We start from the raw sequence: 21,051 nt of genomic DNA on the forward strand, positions 1-21,051 counted from the left end.
CGAGGAGCGCGACATGGACGTGGGAGACAGGGCGGCGGTCGTCGTCGGGGTGGACGGCTCGGTGCGGGCCACCGAGGCCGTGCGCTGGGGTGCGGCCGAGGCGGCCCGGCGCGGGGCGCCGCTGCGACTGGTCACCGCCGTCCACGGCGAGGCGGACCGCGTGCTCCGCCCCGAACTGGTGAAGCGCTACGAGGACGTGCTGGTCGACCACGCCCGCGACGCACTGGCCGACGCCACCGCGGTCGCGGGCCGGGACGCCCCCGGTGTCGAGGTGCGCTCGGAGCTCGTCACGGGCCACGCGGTCGCGGTGCTGCGGGAGGCGGCCGAGCAGGCGCTCGTCGTCGTCATCGGTGACCGTGGGCTCAGCAAGGTCGAGGGGCTGCTCGCCGGGTCGGTCTCCGTCGCGCTCGCCGCCCACGCGGCCTGCCCCGTGGTGGTCGTGCGCGGGCGGGAGGAGCCCGCGACCGCCCGGCCGGTGGTCGTCGGCGTGGACGGGTCGCCGGGCAGCGAGGCGGCCGTCGCGTTCGCCTACGAGGCGGCGTCGTTGCGGCACGTGGGGCTCGTGGCGGTGCACACCTGGTGGGACCTGGTCGCGGACCCCGTGCTGGCCCCGCTGCTGGACTGGGAGGCGATCGAGAACGACGAGCGTCTGGTGCTGGCCGAGCGGTTGGCCGGCTGGGCCGAGAAGTACCCGGACGTCGTGGTGGAGCGGGTCGTCACCCGGGGCCGCCCGGCCCAGGTCCTGCTCGAACAGGCGGCGCGGGCCCAGCTCGTCGCGGTCGGGTCCCGTGGCCGCGGCGAGTTCACCGGACTGTTCCTCGGATCGGTCAGCAACACGCTGCTGCACCGTTCGCCGTGCCCGGTGGTCGTCGCCCGCTCGTAGGGCGGCCCGCGCGCGAGGTGGGATCCGATGGGCCCGGATCCCGGGCGGTGCACCTCGCGGACCTCCTCCTCGCCCGGAGCGCGGAGTTCCGGGACCTGTGGGACGAGCACGAGGTCGGCATCCCTACACCGCCGTGCCGGGCAGCGAGAGCCACGACAAGCTCCGGCTGCTCTCCGTGATCGGGTCCCGGCCGCTCGGACCGGTCAGGTGAGCGGTGATCACGCGTCGGGGAACATGCGGGTCATCGGCGCCGCGTCGCCCTCGGGTACGCGGTCGACGCCGACCATCCGGTCGATGACCATGTTCTGGAAGCGGTGCAGCGGTTCCTCGAAGCGGAAGCACATCCGGCCGCCGCGGTAGGCGGGGTTCCCGATCCCCTCCTGCACCCGCTCGACGATCTCGAGGTCCTGGCGGTTGACGACATCCCAGAACCGGTCGAGCTGCTCGACGCCCTCCGCGGCGGCGGGGTCCGCGTCGGGGTCGGTCCCGGGGTGCGTGAGCAGGACGGCGGTCTCCACCGTGCGGTCCGCGGCGACGGGCCGGGTGAGGATGACGTAGGCGTGGTTGGGCAGCACGACGAGTGCGGTGGCGGGGAACAGCCAGACGAAGCGTCCGGCGTCGGCGTCCTCGCCGCGCAGGGAGCCCAGCGGCGGGAGGCCGTCCCAGCCGCCCGCCTCGGTGTTGCGCGACACCGGAGTGGTGCACATCCCGGTGTACATCCCGGGGCCCTGCCAGCGGTAGTGGTCGGAGAACCGCGAGACCTGGTTGAGCTCGGGATGGACCCAGGGCAGGTGGTAGTACTCCATGAAGTTCTCGCCGACGAGCTTGTGGTTCGCGGCGACGTCGTAGGTGCGGCGGCGCCGGGGGACCCACCCCTCGAGCGCGTGGTCGGCGAGGCGGCCGGGCAGGTCGCCGAGCTGGTCGCCCAGCGGGGCGGGGTCGGCACCGAGGTGGACGAACAGCAGGAACCCCCAGGTGTCGACGGCGACGGGGAGCAGGCCGTGGTCGGCGCGGTCGAAGCCCGTCGCCCCCGAGGTGTCGAAGACGGCCTCCTCGCCGGGCGGTACGTCGGAGCCCTCGAACAGTGGCGTGCCCAGGCACGAACCGTCGGCGGCGTAGGTCCAGCTGTGGTACGGGCAGCGGATGCGTCCGTGCCGCCCGACCTCCCGGGCGTCCGCGTCGAGCAGCCGCGCGGCGCGGTGGCGGCAGACGTTGTGGAACGCCCGGAGCCGCCGGTCGCGGTCGCGGGTGACGATGACCGACCGGCCGGCCACCTCGACCACGACGCAGGCGCCGTGGCGGTCGACGTCGCCGACGAACCCGACCGCGACCCAGCTCGCCGCGAACACCTTCTCCCGCTCGAGTGCGAAGAACTCCGGCGAGCAGTAGGCGTCGGGGAGCAGGGTGGACGCGCGGTCCACGGGCAGCCGGGTGTGGCGGTAGGTGTGCTCCTCGGTGAACAGCACCGGGGGGACGGGGCGGGCCGGCAGGTCGGCGTACAGGTCGGTCATCGCGGGTGTCCCTCCGGACGGGTCAGACGTGGAAGCTGCGGGGGAACGACGGGTCGGTCAGCGCCGGGCGGGTGAGGGAGAAGGCGTCGATCGGGTGCGCCGGTGCGCGGCCCTGCGCGAGGTCGGCGAGCAGCCCCCCGATGAGCGCTGCGAACTTGAAGGCGTGGCCCGCCCCGATGGCGACCACGATCTGCGGGGCGCCCGGGAGCGTGTCGAGGACGAGGTCCTGGTCCGGTGGCACGGTGTAGAGGCAGGTCCTCGAGTAGAGCTCGGGCCCGCCGAAGCGGGGGAGGTGGCGCTCGACGAACCCGGCGTAGCGGCCGCGGCGCACCGGGTCCGGGTCGAAGCCGCGCGTGTCGGCCGTCGTCTCGTCCCCGCCCATGTGCTGGTCGAGCTTGGTGGCGACCTCGCCGTAGACCGGGAAGCCGTAGAAGTTGTGCCGCCCGTGCCACATGAACACCGGGAACCGCGACGGGCGCGAACTCCGCGAGGTGCGCCGCTGGACATCCTCGTCGGCCCCGCGCACCCGCTGGCCGGCCGCGACGGCGTCGGCCTCGCCGAGTTCGCCGCCGACCCGTGGATCGGCAGCAACCCCGGACGCGCCTACCACCAGCTCGTCACGCTCGCCTGCGCCGGCGCCGGCTTCGCCCCCGACGTCGTCCACTACGCCGACGAGTGGGACACCGGTGCCGCCCTGGTCGCCCGCGGGTTCGGGGTCGCGCTGGTCCCGCGGCTGGCCGAGCTGCCCGCCCACGACACGCGGCGGATCCCAATCAGCACCGCGCCCGCGCCGATCCGCCGCGTCGTCGCCGCCGTCCGTGCGGGGTCCCGCAACCGGCCCGGCACCGCCGCGGGCCTCGCCGCCCTGCGGCACGCCACGGCATCGTTGGCTCCGGCCCTCGGCGGGTCGGCGGGATCGACCCCGGTGGCGCTGCTCAGAGCAGGCCGTGGGCCCGGGCCCGGGTGATCACCTGGGCCCGGTTCCGCGCGTCGACCTTGTGCATGACGTTGTGCAGGTAGGCCTTGACGGTGTTGACCGACAACCCGAGCTGCTCACCGATCTCGGCGTTGGTGTGGCCCGAGGCGACGAGCCGGAGCACGTCGTACTCGCGCGGGGTGACGACCGCAGGCGCCCCTCCGGTCGCCGACCCGCGGTAGGTGCCCGTGCGGGACACCTCGCGCAGCGCGTCGCGCAGCGCCGTGCCGGACGCGTCCTTGACCAGCAGCCCGCACGCGCCGGCGGCCAGCGACGGGGCCACGGCGGCGTGCTCGGGGAACGCGGTGAACAGCAGCACCCGGCTCTGCGGCGACACCGCGCGCAGCCGGGGCACGACGTCGACGGCGAGTGCGTCGGGCAGCCGCAGGTCGAGCAGCACGACGTCGGGGCGCTCGCGGGCGCACAGCGCGACGGCCCCGGCGGCGTCGGCCGCGTGCCCGACGACGTCGATGTCGCCGTGGCGGGAGAGCTGGGTGACCACTCCGTCGCGGACCACCGGGTGGTCGTCGACGACCAGCACGCGGATCCGGGAGGTGGTCAGCACGGCAGGTCGATCCGCCAGGTGGTGCCGCCGTCGGGGTCGGACACGACCCGCACCGTGCCGCCGAGGCGCCCGACCGCGTCGGCGGTGCTGGTGAGCCCGAGGCCGGGCACGTGGTCGGGCGGCAGGCCCACGCCGTCGTCGGTGACGGCGACGACCACGCCGCCCCGCGGTCGCCGCCCCGCGGTGACGACGACGGCGGACGCCGCGGCGTGCTTCTCCACGTTGAGCAGCGCCTCGCGGACCGCGGCGACCAGCACCTCGTGGCGCGAGCGCGGCAGGTCGGGCGGGACGTCGTCGAGCACGACCAGCTCGGCGGGGACGCCGGTGCGGTCGGCGAACGCGGTGCAGTCCGCGCGCAGCGCGACCGACAGCGCGAGCGCGGCTGGGGAGGCGCGCAGGGTCCGCAGCGAGTCGCGCAGCGCCGTGGAGGCCTCGTCCGCCTGGCGCCGCAGCCGTTCCAGCCGGTCGGTGAGCTCCGGGTCGCCGTCGGCGGTCTCGGCCAGCCCGGCCACGCCGGAGCCGATCGCGAACAGCAGCGCGCCGACGCTGTCGTGCAGCTCGGCGGCGATGCGGCTGCGCTCCTCGTGCACGGCGACCTCGCGGGCGAGCCGGGCCCGCTCGGCCACCGCGACCGCCAGTGCCGCATGGTCGGCGACGGCGCCCGCCCGCGCGACGGCGCGGTCGCCGAACGCGCCGTCGGTCCGCGCGCCGACCGCCAGCACCCCCAGCGGGCGGCCGTGGCGCCGGACCGGGACGGCCAGCAGGCGCCGGACGGCCTCGGCCTCGATGTGCCCGTCGAAGGTGTGGGTGATGTCGGTGGAGCGGAAGTAGTCGTCGACCCAGGCCGGGCCGCCGCTGCCGTGCACCTTGCCGGTGAGCCCGAGTCCGCGCGGGACGCGCAGGCCGCGCAGCAGGCCCGTCCGGTCGCCGCGGACCCGGCGGAGCACCAGGTACCCGCCGTCCGAGGCGGGCTCGGCCATCCACGCGACGTCGCCGTCGACGACCAGCAGCCCGAGCGCCGCGTCGAGCGCGGCGCGCCGGTCGAGCAGCTCCACGAGGTCGGCGTGCCCGCGGGCGAGGGGGGCGAGCGCGTCCATCCGACCAGTGAACGCCGTAGGGGCCGTCCCCGTCACGCGTCGAACTGCTTGATGAGCTCCCGGCGCATGATCTTGCCCGTGGACGTCGCGGGCAGCGCGTCGACGAACCGCACCGCGCGCGGGCGCTTGTAGGCGGCCAGCGAGCCGCCCGTGAAGGCGATGAGCTCCTCCTCCGTGGCCGTGGCGCCGGGGGCCAGTACGACGTAGGCGCAGGCCAGCTCGCCCTTGACGGGGTCGGGCACGGGGCCCGCCGCGACCTGCCCGACCGCCGGGTGCGCGGCCAGCACGCGCTCGATCTCGGCGGGGTAGACGTTGTAGCCGCCCGTGATGATCATGTCCTTGCGGCGGTCGACGACGAAGACGTGGCCGGTGGCGTCCATCGTCGCGATGTCGCCGGTGTGCAGCCATCCGTCCGGCTCGATGGCCTCGGCCGTCGCCTCGGGGTTGCCGTGGTAGCCGATCATGACGATCGGGCCGCGGACCATGAGCTCGCCGGGCTCACCGCGCGGGGCGTCGCGGGAAGGGTCCTCGAGGTCGCAGACGCGGATCTCGATCCCCGGCAGCGACACCCCGATCGAGCCGGGGACGGGCGGGGAGTGCAGCGCGTGCGTCGTGCCCAGCCCGGCGACCTCGGTCATGCCCCACAGCTCGATCAGCGGCGCCCCGGAGCGCTCCTCCCACCGCGCGATGGTGGACAGCGGGATGGTCTGACCGCCGACCGTGCAGCGGGTGAGCGAGGACAGGTCGGCGTCGGCCAGCGACGGCGAGGTGAGCATCGTGGCGTACATCGCGGGCACCCCCTCGAACATCGTGGCGCGGTGCTCGGTGATCAGCCGCAGGGACCCGGCGGGGTCGAACCGCTCCATGAGCACCACGGTGCCGCCGACGAGGAACGTCCCGTTGATCACGACGTTGCCGTAGACGTGCGGCGCCGGCAACGCGGTCACGACGACGTCGGCGCTGGTCCGGCCGTGCATCGTGGCGGTCAGCGCGCAGTTGAGCAGCACCGCCTGCTGGCTCTGCACCGCGCCCTTGGGGTGACCGGTGGTGCCGGAGGTGTAGCCGATCGTCGACGGGGCGCCCGGGTCGACCACGACGTCGGGGACGGGGCCGTCGCAGGCCAGCACCTCGTCGAACCCGACGGCGCCGGCGGCCTCCCCGAACGCCACGACGGTGACCGGGTCGGGCAGGTCGCGCGTCAGCCCGACCACCGCGGCGGCCTGCTCGGCGCTGGTGAACACCGCCGCCGCGCCGCAGTCGCGCAGCACGAACGCGAGCTCCTCGGGGGTGAGCATGACGTTCACCGGGTTCACGACGGCGCCGGCCTTGAGGGCCCCGTGGTAGGTGACGACCCATTCCCACCGGTTCTGCGCGTACAGCGACACCGGCCGGCCCGCGCGCACCCCGCGGGCGGTCAGCCACGCCGCGACGCGGTCGCTGAGCGCGTCGAGCTCGGCGAAGGTCAGCGTCCGCGTCGCCGTCACCAGCGCGGGTCGTGCACCGAACCGCCGCGCCGCCACCCGCAGGATCTCCCCGGGACCGTTCACCGTGCACCTCCACCTCGTGTGCGCCGATCACAGCGCACCACGGGCCGCCGCGGCACACCCGAACGGGCGTGGCGGCGCTGGGTGTCGCGCGTAGCGTCGCCCGCCATGACGACGACGGGGTCGACGACGGGACCGGTACTGACCACCGAGCAGATCGGGCACCTGCGGCACTGGGACAACCTGTCCCGGCAGCTGCCGCACGACTGGTCGGGGATGCAGGGCAAGGGCGCGGGCGAGGACGACTTCGGCAGCTACCGCTTCCAGCTCGCCTACATGGTCTACGGGCTGGCGCTCGCGCACCGCCACCGCCTGCCCGCAGCACCCGGGGTGTTCCGGCCGACGATCCGGCGCCTGATCGACAAGCTCCTGATGTCGGACGTGTGGATGTACTGGCGCGACGTCTCCCGCGGCGGGGCGGTCTTCAACGCCCACCTCGCCGACCGGCTGCACGAGGAGTGGGACCCGGTCGTCCGCGACAACATCATGTACTCCGCCTACGTGCAGTCCTGCGCGCTCCTGCACGACCACCTCTTCGCCGACGACCGCTACGCCGAGCCCGGGTCGCTGACGTTCCGGCACTGGTCGTTCTTCTGGGGCGGGCAGGAGAAGCGCTTCTCCTACGACCGCGACTCGCTCAACGAGCACCTCTACTGGCAGATGGTCGAGAACGGCTACGTGGGCGTGGCGTGCGAGCCCAACTGCGTCTTCCAGATCTGCAACCAGCCCGCGATCCTCGGCTTCCGCCTGCACGACCTGATCACCGGCGGCTCCCGCGCGGAGGACGTCGTCGCCGGCTACGAGCGGGCGTGGGCCGACTTCGGGCGCCTCGACGCCGCCGGGCACTACAACATGATGGTGCTCGAGGACAGCCGCGCCGTGGCCCCGAACGACACCCTCGCCCCCTGGGTCGACGCCTGGTGCGGCGCGCTGATGAACACCTGGAACCGCGACTTCGTGCACGAGCACTATCCCCGCCAGGTCGCCGAGTTCCTCGTCCCCGGGCCCGACGGCACGCTGTCGGTGCGGTCCGCGCCCGCCCGCAACGTCATGGGGCAGGACCTGGTCACCGACACCTGCGACACCGGCTGGGTCGCGGCCTGGGCGTCGGAGATGGGGGACCGGGCCACGCTCGACGGCCTGCTCGCCCACGCCGACCGGCACATGAGCCCGACCCGGCGTGACGCCGGGCTCGTCTACCCGCGCAACGACACCCCGACCGACGCCGACGGGCGGCGCACCGAGATCGAGCCCATGACCGGCAACGTCCTGCTCGGCTACGCCCGCCTCAACGTCCCCGACGGCCTGTGGGGCCTCTACAACCGGCCGTGGGGTCCCGAGCACCACGCGGAGCCCGCACTGGTGGAGGTCGACCGCGACGTCGAGGTCAGCCGGGCCGAGGTCGTCGACGGGGTGCTGCACGCCCGGCTGCGCCGCGACGCCACCCTGCCCGGCGACGGCACGGTCACCCTGGCCCGGCTCGTGCCGGGCACCCGGCTGCACCTGGGTGGCGCGGAGGTGCCGGGCCGCGCCGACGGCGGCCGTACCGTGCTCGACGTCCCCGACGGTCCCGCCGTCGACCTGGTCGCCGCGCCGTGAGCGCCCCGCCGATCCGCGCCACGTACTCCCTGGTCGACCACGACGGGACCCCCGTCACGGAGCGCACCCACCGCGGCAGCTGGCAGCTCGTGCAGTTCGGCTTCACCGCGTGCCGGGTCGTCTGCCCGCGCGCCCTCACCAAGCTGACGGCGGTGCTCGACGAGCTCGGGCCCGCCCCGCTGGTCCCGCTCTACGTCACCGTCGATCCCGAGCGCGACGGCCCCGCCGTGCTCAAGGCGTTCCTGACTGCCTCCTACCCGTGGTTCACCGGCCTCACCGGCACCGCGGAGCAGGTCGACGCGGCGAAGGAGTCCTTCCGGGTCTTCACCCGGCGGCGGGAGGGTCCCGACGGCTACGACGTGCAGCACACCGCCGTGACCTACCTGCTCGACCCGGACGGGCGCCCGGTCCACCACTGGCCCGACACCCGCGGCGCCGAGGAGATGGTGCGCGACCTGCGGCGCCTGCTGGGCGTCAGCTCCGGCGCCCCACGAACTCCGCCGCCGCCGGGATGACGACCTCCGGGTCGGACGCGCCGAGGAGGCTCCTCCTCGGCGTCGGCGACGGAGTAGACCGAGTCCGCCGTGCCCTGCAGCCACAGGACCGGGCACCGCACGTCCTCGAGCCGGGCGTGCAGGCCGTCGCGGTCCCGCAGGCCGACGGTGGCGGTCCGGAGCCGGTGCCGCCCGGCGTCGCCGGAGTAGTTGCCGCACCGAGCACCGCCCCGACGACCCGGCGCGGGTGCTGCACACCAACCACCCGCTCGGACCGGAGCGCCGGTGGCGCCCGCCGCGCACCGCGACTCGGTGGCCCGCCTGGCCGCCGTCCGAGCCCGGCTGGGGACGGGCACCCCGGTGCCGGCCGACCTGCACGACGCCCTGCGGTCCTCCGACGACCCCGCGCAACCACCGGGTCGATGGTCTCGGCGCGGCGCCCGGACGGGCCGGTGAAGACCGGGGTCAGCCCGGGGCCGCCGAGCGAGGTCCCGTACGCGCACGCGGTGCTGCCGGCAGCGGGGTAGCGGCGAGCATCCCCGCGAGCGGGGCCGACGTGTCGTCGGGCCGCCAGACCGCGGCGAGGTCGACGCGGTGGGTGGGACCGTCGAGGGGGCGCAGGACGACGCCGACCCGCCCGAGTGCCGCGACCGAGGACGGCACGACCGCGAGCCCGATCCCGGCGGCGACGAGGCCGAGGACGGTCTGCATGAGCCACACCCCGCGCTGCGCGACCCGCGGGGTCACGCCGGCGTCGGCGAACGCGGCGTCGACGGCGGCGAGCAGGCCCGGGACGTCGTGCTGCTCGGGGAGCACGAACGGCTCGTCGGCGACGTCGGTGAGCGCGACCCGGGACCGGGCGGCGGCCGGGTGGTGCTCGGGCAGCGCGAGGACCAGTTCCTCGGAGCCGAGCCACCGGTGGGCGAGGTCGGGCTCGGCGTCCGGCAGGTAGAGGACGGCCAGGTCGAGGCTGCGGTCGCGGACCGCGCGGAGCAGGGCGTCGGGGTCGCGCTCGCGCAGCGTCAGCTCGACGTCGGGGTGCCCGGCGCGGAAGTCGCGCAGCAGGTCCGACAGGGCGCCGTTGATCGCGGACGGGACGAAGCCCACGGTGAGCCGCCCGACGGAGCCCGCCGCGACGCGACGCACCAGCCTCGCGGTGTCGTCGAGGTCGGCGAGGAGCCGCCGCGCCTCGGGGAGCAGGGCCTCCCCGGCGGCGGTGAGCCGGACCGCGCGGCGGGACCGGTCGAACAGTTCGGCGCCGAGGTCCTTCTCCAGCAGGGCGATCTGCTGGCTCAGCGGTGGCTGCGCCATGTGCAGCCGCTCGGCGGCCCGGGTGAAGCTCAGCTCGTCGGCGACCGTGACGAAGTAGAGGAGCCGCCGGAATCGCATATGCACAGCATATGGGTAGCCACCAAGCAGATGTTGGACATATTGATACCACCCGGGGAGGCTCGGCGGCATGCCCCTCTCCGTTCTCGACCCCGCCGCCGCGGTGTCCCGCATCCCCGACGGCGCCACCGTCATGGTCGGCGGGTTCGGCCTGGTCGGCGCGCCGCTGACCCTGATCGACGCCCTGCTGACGCACTCGTCGGTGAAGGACCTGACGGTCGTCAGCAACAACCTCGGCGAGCCCGGCCGCGGGCTGGGCCTGCTACTGCTGGAAGGGCGCGTCCGCAAGGCCGTCGGCTCCTACTTCACCAGCAACCCCGACGTCGTCGCGGCCTACCAGGAGGACCGGCTGGAGATCGACCTCGTGCCGCAGGGCACGCTGGCCGAGGCGATCCGGGCCGGGGGAGCGGGCATCGGCGGCTTCTACACCCGCACCGGCTGGGGCACCGCGCTCGGCGAGGGCCGGGACGAACGGGTGATCCGCGGCGAGCCGCACATCTACCAGGAGAGCCTGCGCGCCGACGTCGCGCTCGTGCGGGCCCGCGCCGCCGACGAGCTCGGCAACCTCGTCTACGCCAAGACCGCCCGCAACTTCAACCCCGACATGGCCACCGCCGCCGACCTCGTGATCGCCGAGGTCGACGAGATCGTGCCGGTCGGTGCGCTGGACCCGGAGGAGATCGTGACCCCGCACCTGTTCGTCGACGTCCTCGTGCTCGCGGGGGGTGCGCGATGAGCGGGATCCAGGACCGCATCGCCGCCCGCGTCGTGCCGCACATCCCGCCGGGCGCGGTCGTCAACCTCGGCATCGGCATCCCGACCCTCGTGGCCGACCACCTCCCGGACGGTGCCGCGCACCTGCAGACCGAGAACGGCCTGCTCGGCGTCGGCCCCACACCCCTGCCCGGCGAGGTCGACCCGGATCTCGTGCACGCGGGCAAGAAGCCCGTCACCGCCCGGCCGGGTGCCTCGTTCTTCGCGAGCTCCGCGTCGTTCGGGATGATCCGCGGCGGGCACGTCGAGGTCGCGGTGCTCGGCGCCCTGCAGATCGACGCGCAGGGTCGGATCGCGAACTGGTCTGTGCCCGGCAAGCCGGTGCTGGGCGTCGGCGGGGCGATGGACCTGCTGGTCGGGGCCCGCACCGTCGTCGTCGCGACCACGCACACCGCGAAGGACGGCACGCCGAAGATCGTCGCGGAGTGCTCCTACCCGCTGACGGCGCAGCGCCCGGTCGACGTCGTCGTCACCGACCTGGCGACGTTCTCGGTGCGCGACGGCGGGCTGGTCCTGACCGACCTGGCCGACGGCGTGACCCTCGACGAGGTGCGGGCGGCGACCACCGCCCCGTTCGCGGTGGAGCCGGCGGTGTCCCGTGCGTGAGGCCGTGATCTGTGCACCCCTGCGCACCCCCGTCGGCGGGTTCGGCGGCACCCTGCGCACCGTCCCCGCCCACGTCCTCGGCGCCACCGTCGTCCGCGCGGTGCTGGAGCGCACCGGGCTCGACCCGGCGGCCGTCGACGAGCTGGTCCTGGGCCAGAGCTACCCGACGATGGACGCGCCCGCGGTCGGGCGGGTCGTCGCGCTCGACGCCGGGCTGCCCGTCACCGTCACCGGTCAGCAGATCGACCGGCGCTGCGGCTCCGGGCTGCAGGCCGTGCTCACCGCCGCGATGCAGGTGCAGACCGGCGTGAGCGACGTCGTGCTGGCCGGCGGGGTCGAGTCGATGTCGCGGGCGCCCTTCTACTCCTCCGACATGCGCTGGGGCACGCCCGCCGGGCCCGGTCTGCTGCTGCACGACGCACTGGCCCGCGGGCGGGTCACCGCGGGCGGGGACGACTTCCCCGTGCCCGGCGGGATGCTGGAGACGGCGGAGAACCTGCGCCGCGAGTACGGCATCGGCCGCGACGAGCAGGACGAGCTGGCGGTGCGCTCGCACCGCCGGGCCGCGGCGGCGCAGGCCGCCGGGGTGTTCGCCGACGAGATCGTGCCGGTGACGGTGCCCGGGAAGCGCGGCGACACGGTCGTCGAGACCGACGAGCACATCCGGCCCGACAGCTCCGTGGAGGTCCTGGCGAAGCTCAGGCCGGTGCTGGGCCGCGACGACCCGGACGCCACGGTCACCGCGGGCAACGCGTCGGGCCAGAACGACGGCGCCGCGGTCTGCGTGGTCACCACGCCGGAGCGGGCGGCCGCGCTGGGCCTGCGCCCGCTGGTGCGGCTGGTGTCCTGGGCCGTGGCCGGCGTGCCGCCCGCGACCATGGGCATCGGGCCGGTCCCGGCCACGTCCCGGGCGCTGGAGCGCGCCGGACTCACCCTCGACGAGATCGACCTGATCGAGCTGAACGAGGCGTTCGCCGCGCAGGTGCTCGCCGTGACGCGGGAGTGGAAGCTCGACGACCTGGACCGGGTCAACGTCCACGGCTCCGGCATCTCGCTGGGCCACCCGGTCGGAGCGACGGGCGCCCGCATCCTGGCGACCCTGAGCCGGGAGATGGTGCGCCGGCGGGCGCGCTACGGACTGGAGACGATGTGCATCGGCGGTGGCCAGGGCCTGGCGGCGGTCTTCGAGCGCATCGCGTAGCGGCGAGGACGCCGCGGTCCCCCGGCACCGCACCACCGTTGCCGGCACCGCACCGCCGTCGCGACGCCGGTGCGGTGCACACGATGCCGGTGCGGTGCACGCGACGACCTGACGCCCGGACCGCGCTCCGGGCCCTGCGGCGGACAGGTGATCAGGCGGTCTGCGGCCGCCGCGTCGGCCGCCGCCCGTTCCCGCAGCGCGGTGTGCGCCGCGGTCGGGACGAACAGCGTCGGCACGGCGCCGAGCCTCGCGAGGGCGACGATCCAGGTCACCGACCTGCGACGGAGTGCGTCGGATGGTGCGGGCACGGTGGTCCTCCGGGAGTGGGGATCTACAGCAGGGTGGCCTTGCGTCACGAACGTGTGGAACGAATCGCGGGCAGACCTTTACCCGGGGGTCGTGCGGGAGTGGGTCAGGAGTGCGCGATGTCCGACGGGTGCACGGCGAGCGGCGTGATCGTCATCGTCATGTACGGGAACAGCGGCAGGCCCCAGAGGATCTCGTGGAGCTGCTCGTTGCCCTCGACGGCGAAGATCGACAGGTTCGCGTACTCGCCGACGCAGCGGTGGATCTGCGGCCAGTGCCCGGAGCGCTGCCACTGCTGGGAGTAGGCCTTCTCGCGGGCGAGGAGGTCGGCGCGCTCCGCCGGATCCATGTCCGGCGGGAGCGCGACGTCCATGCGGACGGCGAAGAGCTGTGTCATCTCCGCGCCTCCGCGGGAGGGAGCACGTCGGCGGCCCTCACGCCGGGTCCAGGGGGAAGTCGTAGGTGACCTCGTTGCCCGGGCCGGACGCGGCCGGCGTCGGGTGCAGCACCAGTTCGGGCTTCACGGCCTGGGCGACGTCGTCGGCGACGTAGTCACCGCCGTCGAAGTAGAGCTGGGTGGTCACGAGCTGCTTACCGGGGGCCGACACCTTGAGGTGCAGGTGCGCGGGGCGCCACGGGTGCCAGCCGGCCGCGTCGACGAACGCGCCGGTCGAGCCGTCGGTCGGGATCTGGTACGGCGCGGGCTGGATCGTGCGGAACGCGAAGCGGCCGTCGGCTGTGGTGCGGATCTGGCCGCGGAGGTTCCACTCCGGGATGCCGGGGGCGAACTGCGAGTAGTAGCCGGCGTCGTCGGCGTGCCAGAGCTCGACGAGCGCGCCGTCGAGCGGGGCGCCGTCCAGGTCGGTGACCGTGCCCTGGAACAGGAACGGGGTGCCGGGCTCGTCGTCGCGCATCGGCAGGGTCGCCTCGCTCGTCGACTCCGGGGCGCCCGGCTTGTAGTACGGCCCCTCGATCGTCCCGACGGCGCCCGACCGGTCGGCGTTGGCGACCTTCTCGACCTCGTGCTCGAGGAACACGTCGAGGAACAGCGGCCACTCGCCGTCCTCGCCCACGCGGATCAGCCACGCCTTGAGGGCGTCGTACTCCTCGTAGGTGACCCGGTGCGTGCGGACGACCTCGTGCAGCGCGGCGAGGGCGTCGGTCGCGATGGCGCCGACGCGGGCGTGGTCGACCGGGCCGCCGGTGCGCGCCTTCTGCGTGAACGCCTCGGTGGCGGAGCGGCCGGAGCCGGCGGCAGTGGCTTCTGTGGTGGTCATGGTGGTGGACTCCAGTGTCAGATCGGACGGGGTCGGGTTACTGATCGAGCCGGTAGTGCGCGAGCTTGTCGGGATCGACGTCGACGCCGATCCCGGGCCCGGGACGGACGGCCAGCTCGCCGCCGGAGATCTCCAGTGGCTCGGTGAGCAGGTCGTCGCGCATGTCGAGGAAGTTGGAGAGCTCACCCGCGCGCCGCGAGGTGAGCCGGTGGGCGGCGCCGAACGCCACGGAGCACGCGGTGCCGAGCTGGCCGTCGATCTGGTTGCCCATGACGACCTCGACGCCCATGCCCTCGCACTGGTGCAGGATCCGCTGCGACGTCGAGAAGCCGGTGCGCGCGGTCTTGATGCTGATCATGGTCGCCGACCCGCCGAGCAGCTCGCGGGTGACCTCGCCGGGCGTCGTCGCGCTCTCGTCGGCCACGGTCGGCACGGTCGTCTGCGAGACCAGCCAGCGGCGGCCGAGCACGTCGTCGGCGGGGCAGAGCTCCTCGGCCAGGGTCAGGTCGAGGTCGTCCATCGCCCGCAGCGCCCGCGCCGCCTCCGACGGGGTCCAGCCGCGGTTGCCGTCGACGTAGAGCTCGACGTCCGGCCCGAGCGCGGTGCGCAGCGCCCGGCAGGCGCCCACGTCGAGGTCGACGGGGCGGCGGCCGACCTTCACCTTGAACACGGTGATCCCGTGGGTGTCGCGGACGCGCTGCGCCTCGGCGACCATCACGTCGTCGGGCGCGAAGCCGACCATGTGCGACACCCGCATCCGGTCGGTGAACCCGCCCAGGAGCTGGGTCACCGACACGTCGAGGGTGCGGCCCAGGACGTCCCAGATCGCCATGTCGACGGCGGCCTTCGCGGTGGGGTTGCCGATGGTGCGGTCCATCCGCGCGTGCACGACCTCGCGCTCCAGCAGGGACACGCCGATGAGTTCCGGCGCGAAGATCTTCTCGATCACCGCGACGATCGACTCCTGCGTCTCGCCGTAGGTGTAGGGCCGCGGCGGGGCCTCGGCGACGCCGATCCGGCCGTCGTCGCTGTGCACCCGGATCAGGACGTGGTCGGCGGTGTGGACCTCGCCGCTGGCGAAGCGCAGTGGCTTCGTGTACGGGATGGCGAACGGGATCGCCTCGATCCGGGCGATCTTCACGGGTGTCCTCCGATGGGGGAGTCGATGTGGACGGGCGGTACGAACCCGTTGGCTTCCAACGCCTCGACGAGGCGGGCGAGCACCGGGGAGGTGTCGTCGCGACGCCAGGCGAGCGCGAGGTCGATGTGGATGTCGTCGGCGACCGGCACGTAACGGACACCGTCGATCCGCAGGGCGAGCACGGACTCGGGCAGCAGGGCGACGCCGAGGCCGGCGGCCACGAGCGTCAGCATGATCGAGGTCTCGGCGACCTCGTGGGCGCGCCGCGGCAGGAACCCCGCGGCGAAGCAGGCCTGCGTGACGGTGGCGTCGACGACGGAGTCGCGCGCGCCGTAGACCACGAAGTCCTCGTCGCGCAGCTCCGCGACCGCGACCGGCTCGTCGCCGACGAGGTGGTGGGCCTGCGGGACGGCGAGGACCAGCCGCTCCCTGGCGATCAGGCGGGAGGCGAGGCCGCCACCGCGCAACGGCGGGCGCAGGACCGCCAGGTCGATCCGGTCCTCCTCCAGCGCGAGCTGCTGGGCGGGGGTGAGGAGGTCGGGCAGGTAGCGCAGGACCAGGCCGGGCACCTCGCGCGCCGCGATCCGGGCGAGCTGGGGGAGGTGGCGGAACGCCGCGAGTCCCGTCGCGCCGATGCGGACCAGGCCGCTGCTGCCCTCCCCGATGAGCCGGACCCGGCCCTGGGCGGCGTCGACCGACTCCAGGATCCGCTGGGCGTCGCGCAGGAGCGCTTCCCCGGCGGGGGTGAGGTCGACGCGGCGGGTCGTGCGGACGAACAGGGTGGCGCCCACCTGCGACTCGAGCTGGCGGATCGCCTGCGAGAGCGGGGACTGCGCCATGTGCAGCCGCTCGGCGGCCTGCCCGAAGTGGCGGGTCTGGGCCACGGCCACGAAGTAGCGGAGCTGGCGGATCTCCATGGCACCTCCCGACGTTGGTCACACCACGGTAGGGAGCGGAGCATGTATCCGCAAAGACCTAGTTCGGGATGACTAAGACGTCCAGCGTCTGAAAAATCCCCAGGTTGGTACTAGGGGAACCCCTGGCGCGACGCCGACGCCACCGAGTGACAGTGAACGGCAGCCGAACTCGACCCACCGCCGTATCGACCGGAGGCCCACCATGACCCTCGACGTCTCCCACGTCCGCGACGTCCTCTCCGACGCCGTCGTCGACGATCCCGAGGCCGGTGTCTACCGCGCCAACCGCCGGATCTTCACCGACGAGGAGATCTTCGAGCTCGAGATGACCCACATCTTCGAGGGCAACTGGCTCTACCTCGCGCACGAGAGCCAGCTGCCGAACCCCGGTGACTACCTCACCACGTACATGGGCCGTCAGCCCGTCGTCATCACCCGCGACAAGGACGGCGGGCTGCACTGCCTGATCAACGCGTGCGCGCACCGCGGGGCGATGCTGTGTCGCCGCAAGACCGACAACCGCCCGACGCTGACCTGCCCCTTCCATGGGTGGACGTTCCGCAACGACGGGAAGCTGCTCAAGGTCAAGGACCCCGAGGGCGCCGGCTACCCCGACACGTTCGACGTCGACGGCTCGCACGACCTCACGAAGGTCGCCCGCTTCGACTCCTACCGCGGCTTCCTGTTCGCCAGCCTGAACCCCGACGTGAGCACGCTCGCCGAGCACCTCGGTGACACCACCGTCGTGATCGACATGCTGGTGAACCAGTCGCCCGACGGCCTGGAGGTGCTGCGCGGCAGCTCGACCTACACCTTCGACGGCAACTGGAAGGTCCAGGCGGAGAACGGCGCCGACGGCTACCACGTCAGCGCGACGCACTGGAACTACGCGGCCACCACCTCGCGGCGCAGCACCGGGGAGTCGAAGAACTCCACCAAGGCGCTCGACGCCGGCGGCTGGGGCAAGTCCGGCGGCGGCTACTGGTCCTACCCCAACGGGCACCTGTGCCTGTGGACCTGGGCGGGCAACCCCGAGGACCGGCCGCTGTGGGACAAGATGGACGAGCTCAAGGAGCAGTACGGCGACGCCACGGGCGAGTTCATGGTCAAGGGCTCCCGCAACCTGTGCCTCTACCCGAACGTCTACCTCATGGACCAGTTCTCCACGCAGATCCGGCAGTTCCGCCCGATCGCACCGGACAGGACCGAGGTCACGATCTACTGCATCGCCCCGGTCGGGGAGAGCGACACGGCGCGCAGCCACCGCATCCGCCAGTACGAGGACTTCTTCAACGCCTCCGGCATGGCCACCCCCGACGACCTGGAGGAGTTCCGCTCCTGCCAGCTCACGTTCCGGGCCACCGCGGCCCCGTGGAACGACATGAGCCGCGGCGCCGAGCACTGGCTCACCGGCCCCGACGAGGTCGCGACCAGCCTGGGAATGGACAACGTCGTCTCGGCCGGGCAGCGCAACGAGGACGAGGGGCTCTACCCCGTCCAGCACGGCTACTGGCAGAAGACCATGCAGGCCGCTATCGAGAAGGCGGAGGGCTGAGCGATGACCACGACCGAGCGCAGTTCCACCCTGATCACCCAGAACATGATCGAGCAGTTCCTCTACCGCGAGGCCCGCCACCTCGACGACCGCGAGTTCGAGCAGTGGCTGGAGTGCTACGCCGACGACGTCGTCTACTGGATGCCCTGCTGGACCGACGACGACCGGCTCGTCGAGGACCCGCAGCGCGACATCTCGCTGATCTACTACGACAACAAAGGCGGCCTGGAGGACCGGGTCTTCCGGATCCGCACCGAGCGGTCCAGCGCCACGTCGCTGCCCGAGCCGCGGACCAGCCACAACATCAGCAACGTCGAGGTGATCGAGCGCCGCGGTGACCTGGTCGACGTGCGCTTCAACTGGCACACCATGTACTTCCGGTACAAGACGATCGACCCCTACTACGGGACGTCGTTCTACACGATCGACTTCTCCGGGGAGTCGCCGCTGATCCGCCGCAAGACCGTGGTGCTGAAGAACGACTACATCCACCACGTGGTCGACGTCTACCACTTCTAGGAGGGACGAGGATGTCTCATCAAGTAGCCCTCGCCTTCGAGGACGGCGTCACCCGCTTCATCACCTGCACGCCCGACCAGACCGTCGCGGACGCCTCCTACCGGGCCCGGATCAACATCCCGATGGACTGCCGTGACGGGGTCTGCGGCACCTGCAAGGCGTTCTGCGACTCCGGTGAGTTCGACGGCGGCTCGTACCTGCCCGACGCACTGTCCTCCGACGAGGAGCAGGACGGGTACGTCCTGACCTGCCAGATGAAGCCGCGCTCGGACCTGGCGCTGCAGATCGCGTGCACCTCGGCGGTCGCGAAGACCAGTGCCGCCACGTTCCGCGGCACCGTCACCGGGCTCGACCGGCTCTCACCGACCACCGTCGCGCTGACGATCGAGATCGCCGACCGGGAGAAGCTCGTCTTCCTGCCCGGCCAGTACGTCAACATCGCCGTTCCGGGCACCGAGGAGTCGCGCTCGTACTCCTTCAGCAACGCGCCGGCCGACGACGCACTGACGTTCCTGGTCAAGATCACGCCCGGTGGGGTCATGTCGACCTACCTCGACGAGCGCGCCGAGGTCGGCGACGCGATCTCGTTCACCGGACCGCACGGCAGCTTCTTCCTGCGCGAGGCGCCCGATCCGCTGCTGCTGCTCGCCGGCGGCACCGGGCTCGCCCCGATCCTGGCGATCCTGCGCACCCTCGCCGCGGCGGGGAGCGAGCGCCCCGTCCACCTGCTCTACGGGGCCACCACCGACGACGACGTCGTCGAGATCGACACCATCGCGGGGCTCGCCGACGCGATCCCGGGCATGACCTGGACCCACTGCGTGGCGGACAGGAGGACGACCGCCCCGCACCAGGGCTACGTCACCGCACTGATCGAGCCGGAGCACCTGCACGACGGCACGGCCGCGGTGTACCTGTGCGGCCCGCCGCCGATGGTCGACGGCGTGCGCAGCCACTTCTCCGACCAGGGTATGAGCCCCGGCGGCTTCTTCTACGAGAAGTTCGCCCTGGCCGCCGTGCCGGACGGGGAGGCACCTGCCGAGGAGGCCGAGGAGGTCGAGGAGCCGGCTGCGGTCGACGTGCGCGGCGGCGACGGCGAGGAACTGCTCGTGCTCGCGGGGGAGGGCCGGGCGATCACCGGCCAGGTGCTGGCACCGCTCGTGGACCTCGCGCCGCTGCACGCGTCGAACGCGGCACCGGCCCCATCGGCCCGCGGTCTGTGCGGCCAGGAGGTCTTCGCGCTGTCGCTCACCGGTGACCCCGCGGCGCTGGACGCCGGCGACGACCTGATCCTCGCCGCCGGACGCTCCCTCGCCGGCCAGGAGGTCTTCCCGACCTCCGGCCTGGAGCCACTCGCCGCACCCGTACCGACGCCGCCCCCCGCGGGCGTCGTCGGCGAGGGCGGGTACGAGATCGGCGAGGAGCACCCGTCGGTCCACGAGTCGGACGCCATCTTCGACGCCCGCCGCGCGCTGGAGCTGGGGGCGCTCGAACTGGTCATCGGCCGGCTCACCGGTGGACAGGTCAACGGCTACCGCCTCCTCGCCGAGGCCACCGTCCCCTACGTCGAGGACGACCGGTTCGTCGACGCCGCGGGTTACACCGAGTCCAACGCCGCGTTCCACGACTACCTGTTCAGCCTCACCCGTAACGAGCACCTGTCGCAGGCCTACCGGGCCCTGGGCGTGCGGGGGCACATGGAGCAGTCGCTGCGCACCGCCACCTGGTGTCATCCGCTGTGCACGCAGGACCACCTCGACATCGTCGACGCGATCGAGGCGGGCGACCGGGAACGCGCCCGGCAGCTGGTCTCCGACCACGCCGACCGGTCCAAGGAGACCACCCGGCGGGCGATGGCGGACAACACCGCCAAGCGCCGCCCGCGGTTCGTCACGCCCGGCCGGTTCGAGGGCAGGGTCGTGGTGGTGACGGGCGCCGCCCAGGGGATCGGGCGGACGGTAGCGGAGCGGGCCGCCGCGGAGGGCGGGCTGCTGGTGCTGGTCGACCGGTCGCCACTGGTGCACGAGGTGGCCGAGGGCCTGCTCGCCGACGGCGCCAAGACGCTCGCCGTCGAGGCCGACCTGGAGCAGTGGGCCGGGGCCGAGTCCGCGCTGCGGGAGGCGCAGGCCTGGCAGGGCCGTGTCGACGTGCTGGTGAACAACGTCGGGGGCGCGATCAACTTCAAGCCCTTCGTCGAGTTCACCGAGGCCGAGATCTCCGCGGAGATCCAGCGGTCGCTGATGCCGACCCTGTGGTGCTGCCGGGCCGTCCTCCCGGGGATGGTGCAGCGGACGCGCGGCGTGATCGTCAACGTGTCCTCGGCCGCGACCCGCGGCGTGCACCGCATCCCGTACTCGGCGGCGAAGGGCGGGATCAACGCGATCACCGCGTCGCTCGCGGTCGAGTACGCGGAGCACGGCATCCGGGTCGTCGCCACCGCCCCGGGCGGTACGGAGGCGCCGCCGCGGCGGATCTCCCGCGGCACGCCGGAGGCCGGGAACGAGCAGGAGCGGGCCTGGTTCCAGGCCCACGTCGACCAGACGCTCGGCTCCTCGCTGCTCGGCCGCTACGGCACGCTCGACGAGCAGGCGGCGGCGATCCTGTTCCTCGCCTCCGACGAGGCCTCCTACGTCACCGGGACGGTCCTGCCGGTGGCCGGCGGGGACATGGGCTGAGCGGTTCGGGGCCGATCGGTCC

20 protein-coding genes are annotated in these 21,051 nt (G+C 73.5%); 10 read left to right on the forward strand and 10 right to left on the reverse strand.

Features of this window, described 5'->3' with window-relative positions:
* Positions 1 to 13: 13 nt before the first annotated feature.
* Complete coding sequence (locus tag I4I81_RS06630; RefSeq protein WP_218605372.1) at positions 14 to 883, forward strand: universal stress protein; 870 nt, start codon at positions 14 to 16, stop codon at positions 881 to 883.
* Positions 884 to 1,101: 218 nt separating this feature from the next.
* On the opposite strand, the gene I4I81_RS06635 is transcribed toward I4I81_RS06630, so the two are convergent.
* Positions 1,102 to 2,394, reverse strand: a complete 1,293-nt coding sequence (locus I4I81_RS06635) for an aromatic ring-hydroxylating oxygenase subunit alpha (protein ID WP_218615888.1) — start codon at positions 2,392 to 2,394, stop codon at positions 1,102 to 1,104.
* 22 nt (positions 2,395 to 2,416) lie between these two features.
* Positions 2,417 to 2,854 (reverse strand): N-methyl-L-tryptophan oxidase family protein, encoded by a 438-nt coding sequence (locus I4I81_RS06640; protein ID WP_218616642.1) that lies wholly within the window; start codon positions 2,852 to 2,854, stop codon positions 2,417 to 2,419.
* Between I4I81_RS06640 and I4I81_RS06645 the strand changes: the two genes are divergently transcribed.
* A complete protein-coding gene (locus I4I81_RS06645; protein ID WP_226363791.1) occupies positions 2,840 to 3,361 on the forward strand; it encodes a LysR substrate-binding domain-containing protein in 522 nt (173 codons plus the stop codon). The genes I4I81_RS06640 and I4I81_RS06645 overlap by 15 nt on opposite strands.
* Here the strand turns inward: I4I81_RS06645 and I4I81_RS06650 are convergent.
* The 3 genes from I4I81_RS06650 to I4I81_RS06660 are packed head-to-tail and all read right to left on the reverse strand — an operon-like array spanning position 3,330 to position 6,579.
* Positions 3,330 to 3,935: a response regulator transcription factor gene (locus tag I4I81_RS06650; protein WP_218602183.1), complete on the reverse strand. Its 606-nt coding sequence runs from the start codon at positions 3,933 to 3,935 to the stop codon at positions 3,330 to 3,332. The genes I4I81_RS06645 and I4I81_RS06650 overlap by 32 nt on opposite strands.
* Positions 3,929 to 5,032, reverse strand: a complete 1,104-nt coding sequence (locus tag I4I81_RS06655; protein ID WP_218602184.1) for a GAF domain-containing sensor histidine kinase — start codon at positions 5,030 to 5,032, stop codon at positions 3,929 to 3,931. The genes I4I81_RS06650 and I4I81_RS06655 overlap by 7 nt, the downstream gene beginning before the upstream one ends.
* A gap of 32 nt (positions 5,033 to 5,064) precedes the next feature.
* Complete coding sequence (locus I4I81_RS06660) at positions 5,065 to 6,579, reverse strand: class I adenylate-forming enzyme family protein (RefSeq protein ID WP_218602185.1); 1,515 nt, start codon at positions 6,577 to 6,579, stop codon at positions 5,065 to 5,067.
* A 105-nt stretch (positions 6,580 to 6,684) separates the two neighbouring features.
* Here I4I81_RS06660 and I4I81_RS06665 point away from each other — a divergent pair, with 105 nt between their 5' ends.
* Both I4I81_RS06665 and I4I81_RS06670 read left to right on the forward strand, forming a co-directional pair.
* Positions 6,685 to 8,175 carry a linalool dehydratase/isomerase domain-containing protein gene (locus tag I4I81_RS06665; RefSeq protein WP_218602186.1) on the forward strand — a complete coding sequence of 497 codons (1,491 nt, stop codon included), beginning with the start codon at positions 6,685 to 6,687 and terminating at the stop codon, positions 8,173 to 8,175.
* A complete protein-coding gene (locus I4I81_RS06670) occupies positions 8,172 to 8,690 on the forward strand; it encodes an SCO family protein (protein ID WP_218602187.1) in 519 nt (172 codons plus the stop codon). The genes I4I81_RS06665 and I4I81_RS06670 overlap by 4 nt, the downstream gene beginning before the upstream one ends.
* A 444-nt stretch (positions 8,691 to 9,134) precedes the next feature.
* Here I4I81_RS06670 and I4I81_RS06675 read toward each other — a convergent pair whose 3' ends face one another.
* A complete protein-coding gene (locus I4I81_RS06675) occupies positions 9,135 to 10,058 on the reverse strand; it encodes a LysR family transcriptional regulator (RefSeq protein WP_218602188.1) in 924 nt (307 codons plus the stop codon).
* A 70-nt stretch (positions 10,059 to 10,128) separates the two neighbouring features.
* On the opposite strand from I4I81_RS06675, the gene I4I81_RS06680 reads away from it, so the two are divergent.
* Genes I4I81_RS06680 through I4I81_RS06690 form a run of 3 tightly spaced genes read left to right on the forward strand, consistent with a single transcriptional unit; the run spans position 10,129 to position 12,639 of the window.
* Positions 10,129 to 10,794, forward strand: coding sequence for a CoA transferase subunit A (locus I4I81_RS06680; protein WP_218602189.1), 666 nt, complete (start codon positions 10,129 to 10,131; stop codon positions 10,792 to 10,794).
* Positions 10,791 to 11,438, forward strand: a complete 648-nt coding sequence (locus I4I81_RS06685) for a 3-oxoacid CoA-transferase subunit B (RefSeq protein ID WP_218602190.1) — start codon at positions 10,791 to 10,793, stop codon at positions 11,436 to 11,438. The genes I4I81_RS06680 and I4I81_RS06685 overlap by 4 nt, the downstream gene beginning before the upstream one ends.
* On the forward strand, positions 11,431 to 12,639 hold the full coding sequence (locus I4I81_RS06690) for an acetyl-CoA C-acetyltransferase (RefSeq protein WP_218602191.1): 1,209 nt from the start codon (positions 11,431 to 11,433) through the stop codon (positions 12,637 to 12,639). Before I4I81_RS06685 ends, I4I81_RS06690 begins: the two co-directional genes overlap by 8 nt.
* A 412-nt stretch (positions 12,640 to 13,051) precedes the next feature.
* On the opposite strand, the gene I4I81_RS06695 is transcribed toward I4I81_RS06690, so the two are convergent.
* The 4 genes from I4I81_RS06695 to I4I81_RS06710 are packed head-to-tail and all read right to left on the reverse strand — an operon-like array spanning position 13,052 to position 16,280.
* Entirely contained in the window at positions 13,052 to 13,342 is a 291-nt protein-coding gene (locus I4I81_RS06695; protein WP_225924505.1) for a muconolactone Delta-isomerase family protein, read from the reverse strand.
* A 37-nt stretch (positions 13,343 to 13,379) separates the two neighbouring features.
* On the reverse strand, positions 13,380 to 14,222 hold the full coding sequence (gene catA, locus I4I81_RS06700; RefSeq protein ID WP_218602192.1) for a catechol 1,2-dioxygenase: 843 nt from the start codon (positions 14,220 to 14,222) through the stop codon (positions 13,380 to 13,382).
* Between the two features lie 37 nt (positions 14,223 to 14,259).
* A complete protein-coding gene (locus tag I4I81_RS06705; RefSeq protein ID WP_218602193.1) occupies positions 14,260 to 15,363 on the reverse strand; it encodes a mandelate racemase/muconate lactonizing enzyme family protein in 1,104 nt (367 codons plus the stop codon).
* Positions 15,360 to 16,280: a LysR substrate-binding domain-containing protein gene (locus I4I81_RS06710; RefSeq protein WP_218602194.1), complete on the reverse strand. Its 921-nt coding sequence runs from the start codon at positions 16,278 to 16,280 to the stop codon at positions 15,360 to 15,362. Before I4I81_RS06710 ends, I4I81_RS06705 begins: the two co-directional genes overlap by 4 nt.
* A 202-nt stretch (positions 16,281 to 16,482) precedes the next feature.
* Here I4I81_RS06710 and benA point away from each other — a divergent pair, with 202 nt between their 5' ends.
* The 3 genes from benA to benC are packed head-to-tail and all read left to right on the forward strand — an operon-like array spanning position 16,483 to position 21,029.
* Positions 16,483 to 17,835 carry a benzoate 1,2-dioxygenase large subunit gene (benA, locus tag I4I81_RS06715; protein ID WP_218602195.1) on the forward strand — a complete coding sequence of 451 codons (1,353 nt, stop codon included), beginning with the start codon at positions 16,483 to 16,485 and terminating at the stop codon, positions 17,833 to 17,835.
* A gap of 3 nt (positions 17,836 to 17,838) precedes the next feature.
* Complete coding sequence (benB, locus tag I4I81_RS06720; protein ID WP_218602196.1) at positions 17,839 to 18,354, forward strand: benzoate 1,2-dioxygenase small subunit; 516 nt, start codon at positions 17,839 to 17,841, stop codon at positions 18,352 to 18,354.
* Positions 18,355 to 18,365: 11 nt separating this feature from the next.
* Positions 18,366 to 21,029: a benzoate 1,2-dioxygenase electron transfer component BenC gene (gene benC / locus I4I81_RS06725; RefSeq protein ID WP_218602197.1), complete on the forward strand. Its 2,664-nt coding sequence runs from the start codon at positions 18,366 to 18,368 to the stop codon at positions 21,027 to 21,029.
* Positions 21,030 to 21,051 lie beyond the last annotated feature (22 nt).

The sequence above is a fragment of the Pseudonocardia abyssalis genome, assembly GCF_019263705.2.
Classification (GTDB): domain Bacteria; phylum Actinomycetota; class Actinomycetes; order Mycobacteriales; family Pseudonocardiaceae; genus Pseudonocardia; species Pseudonocardia abyssalis.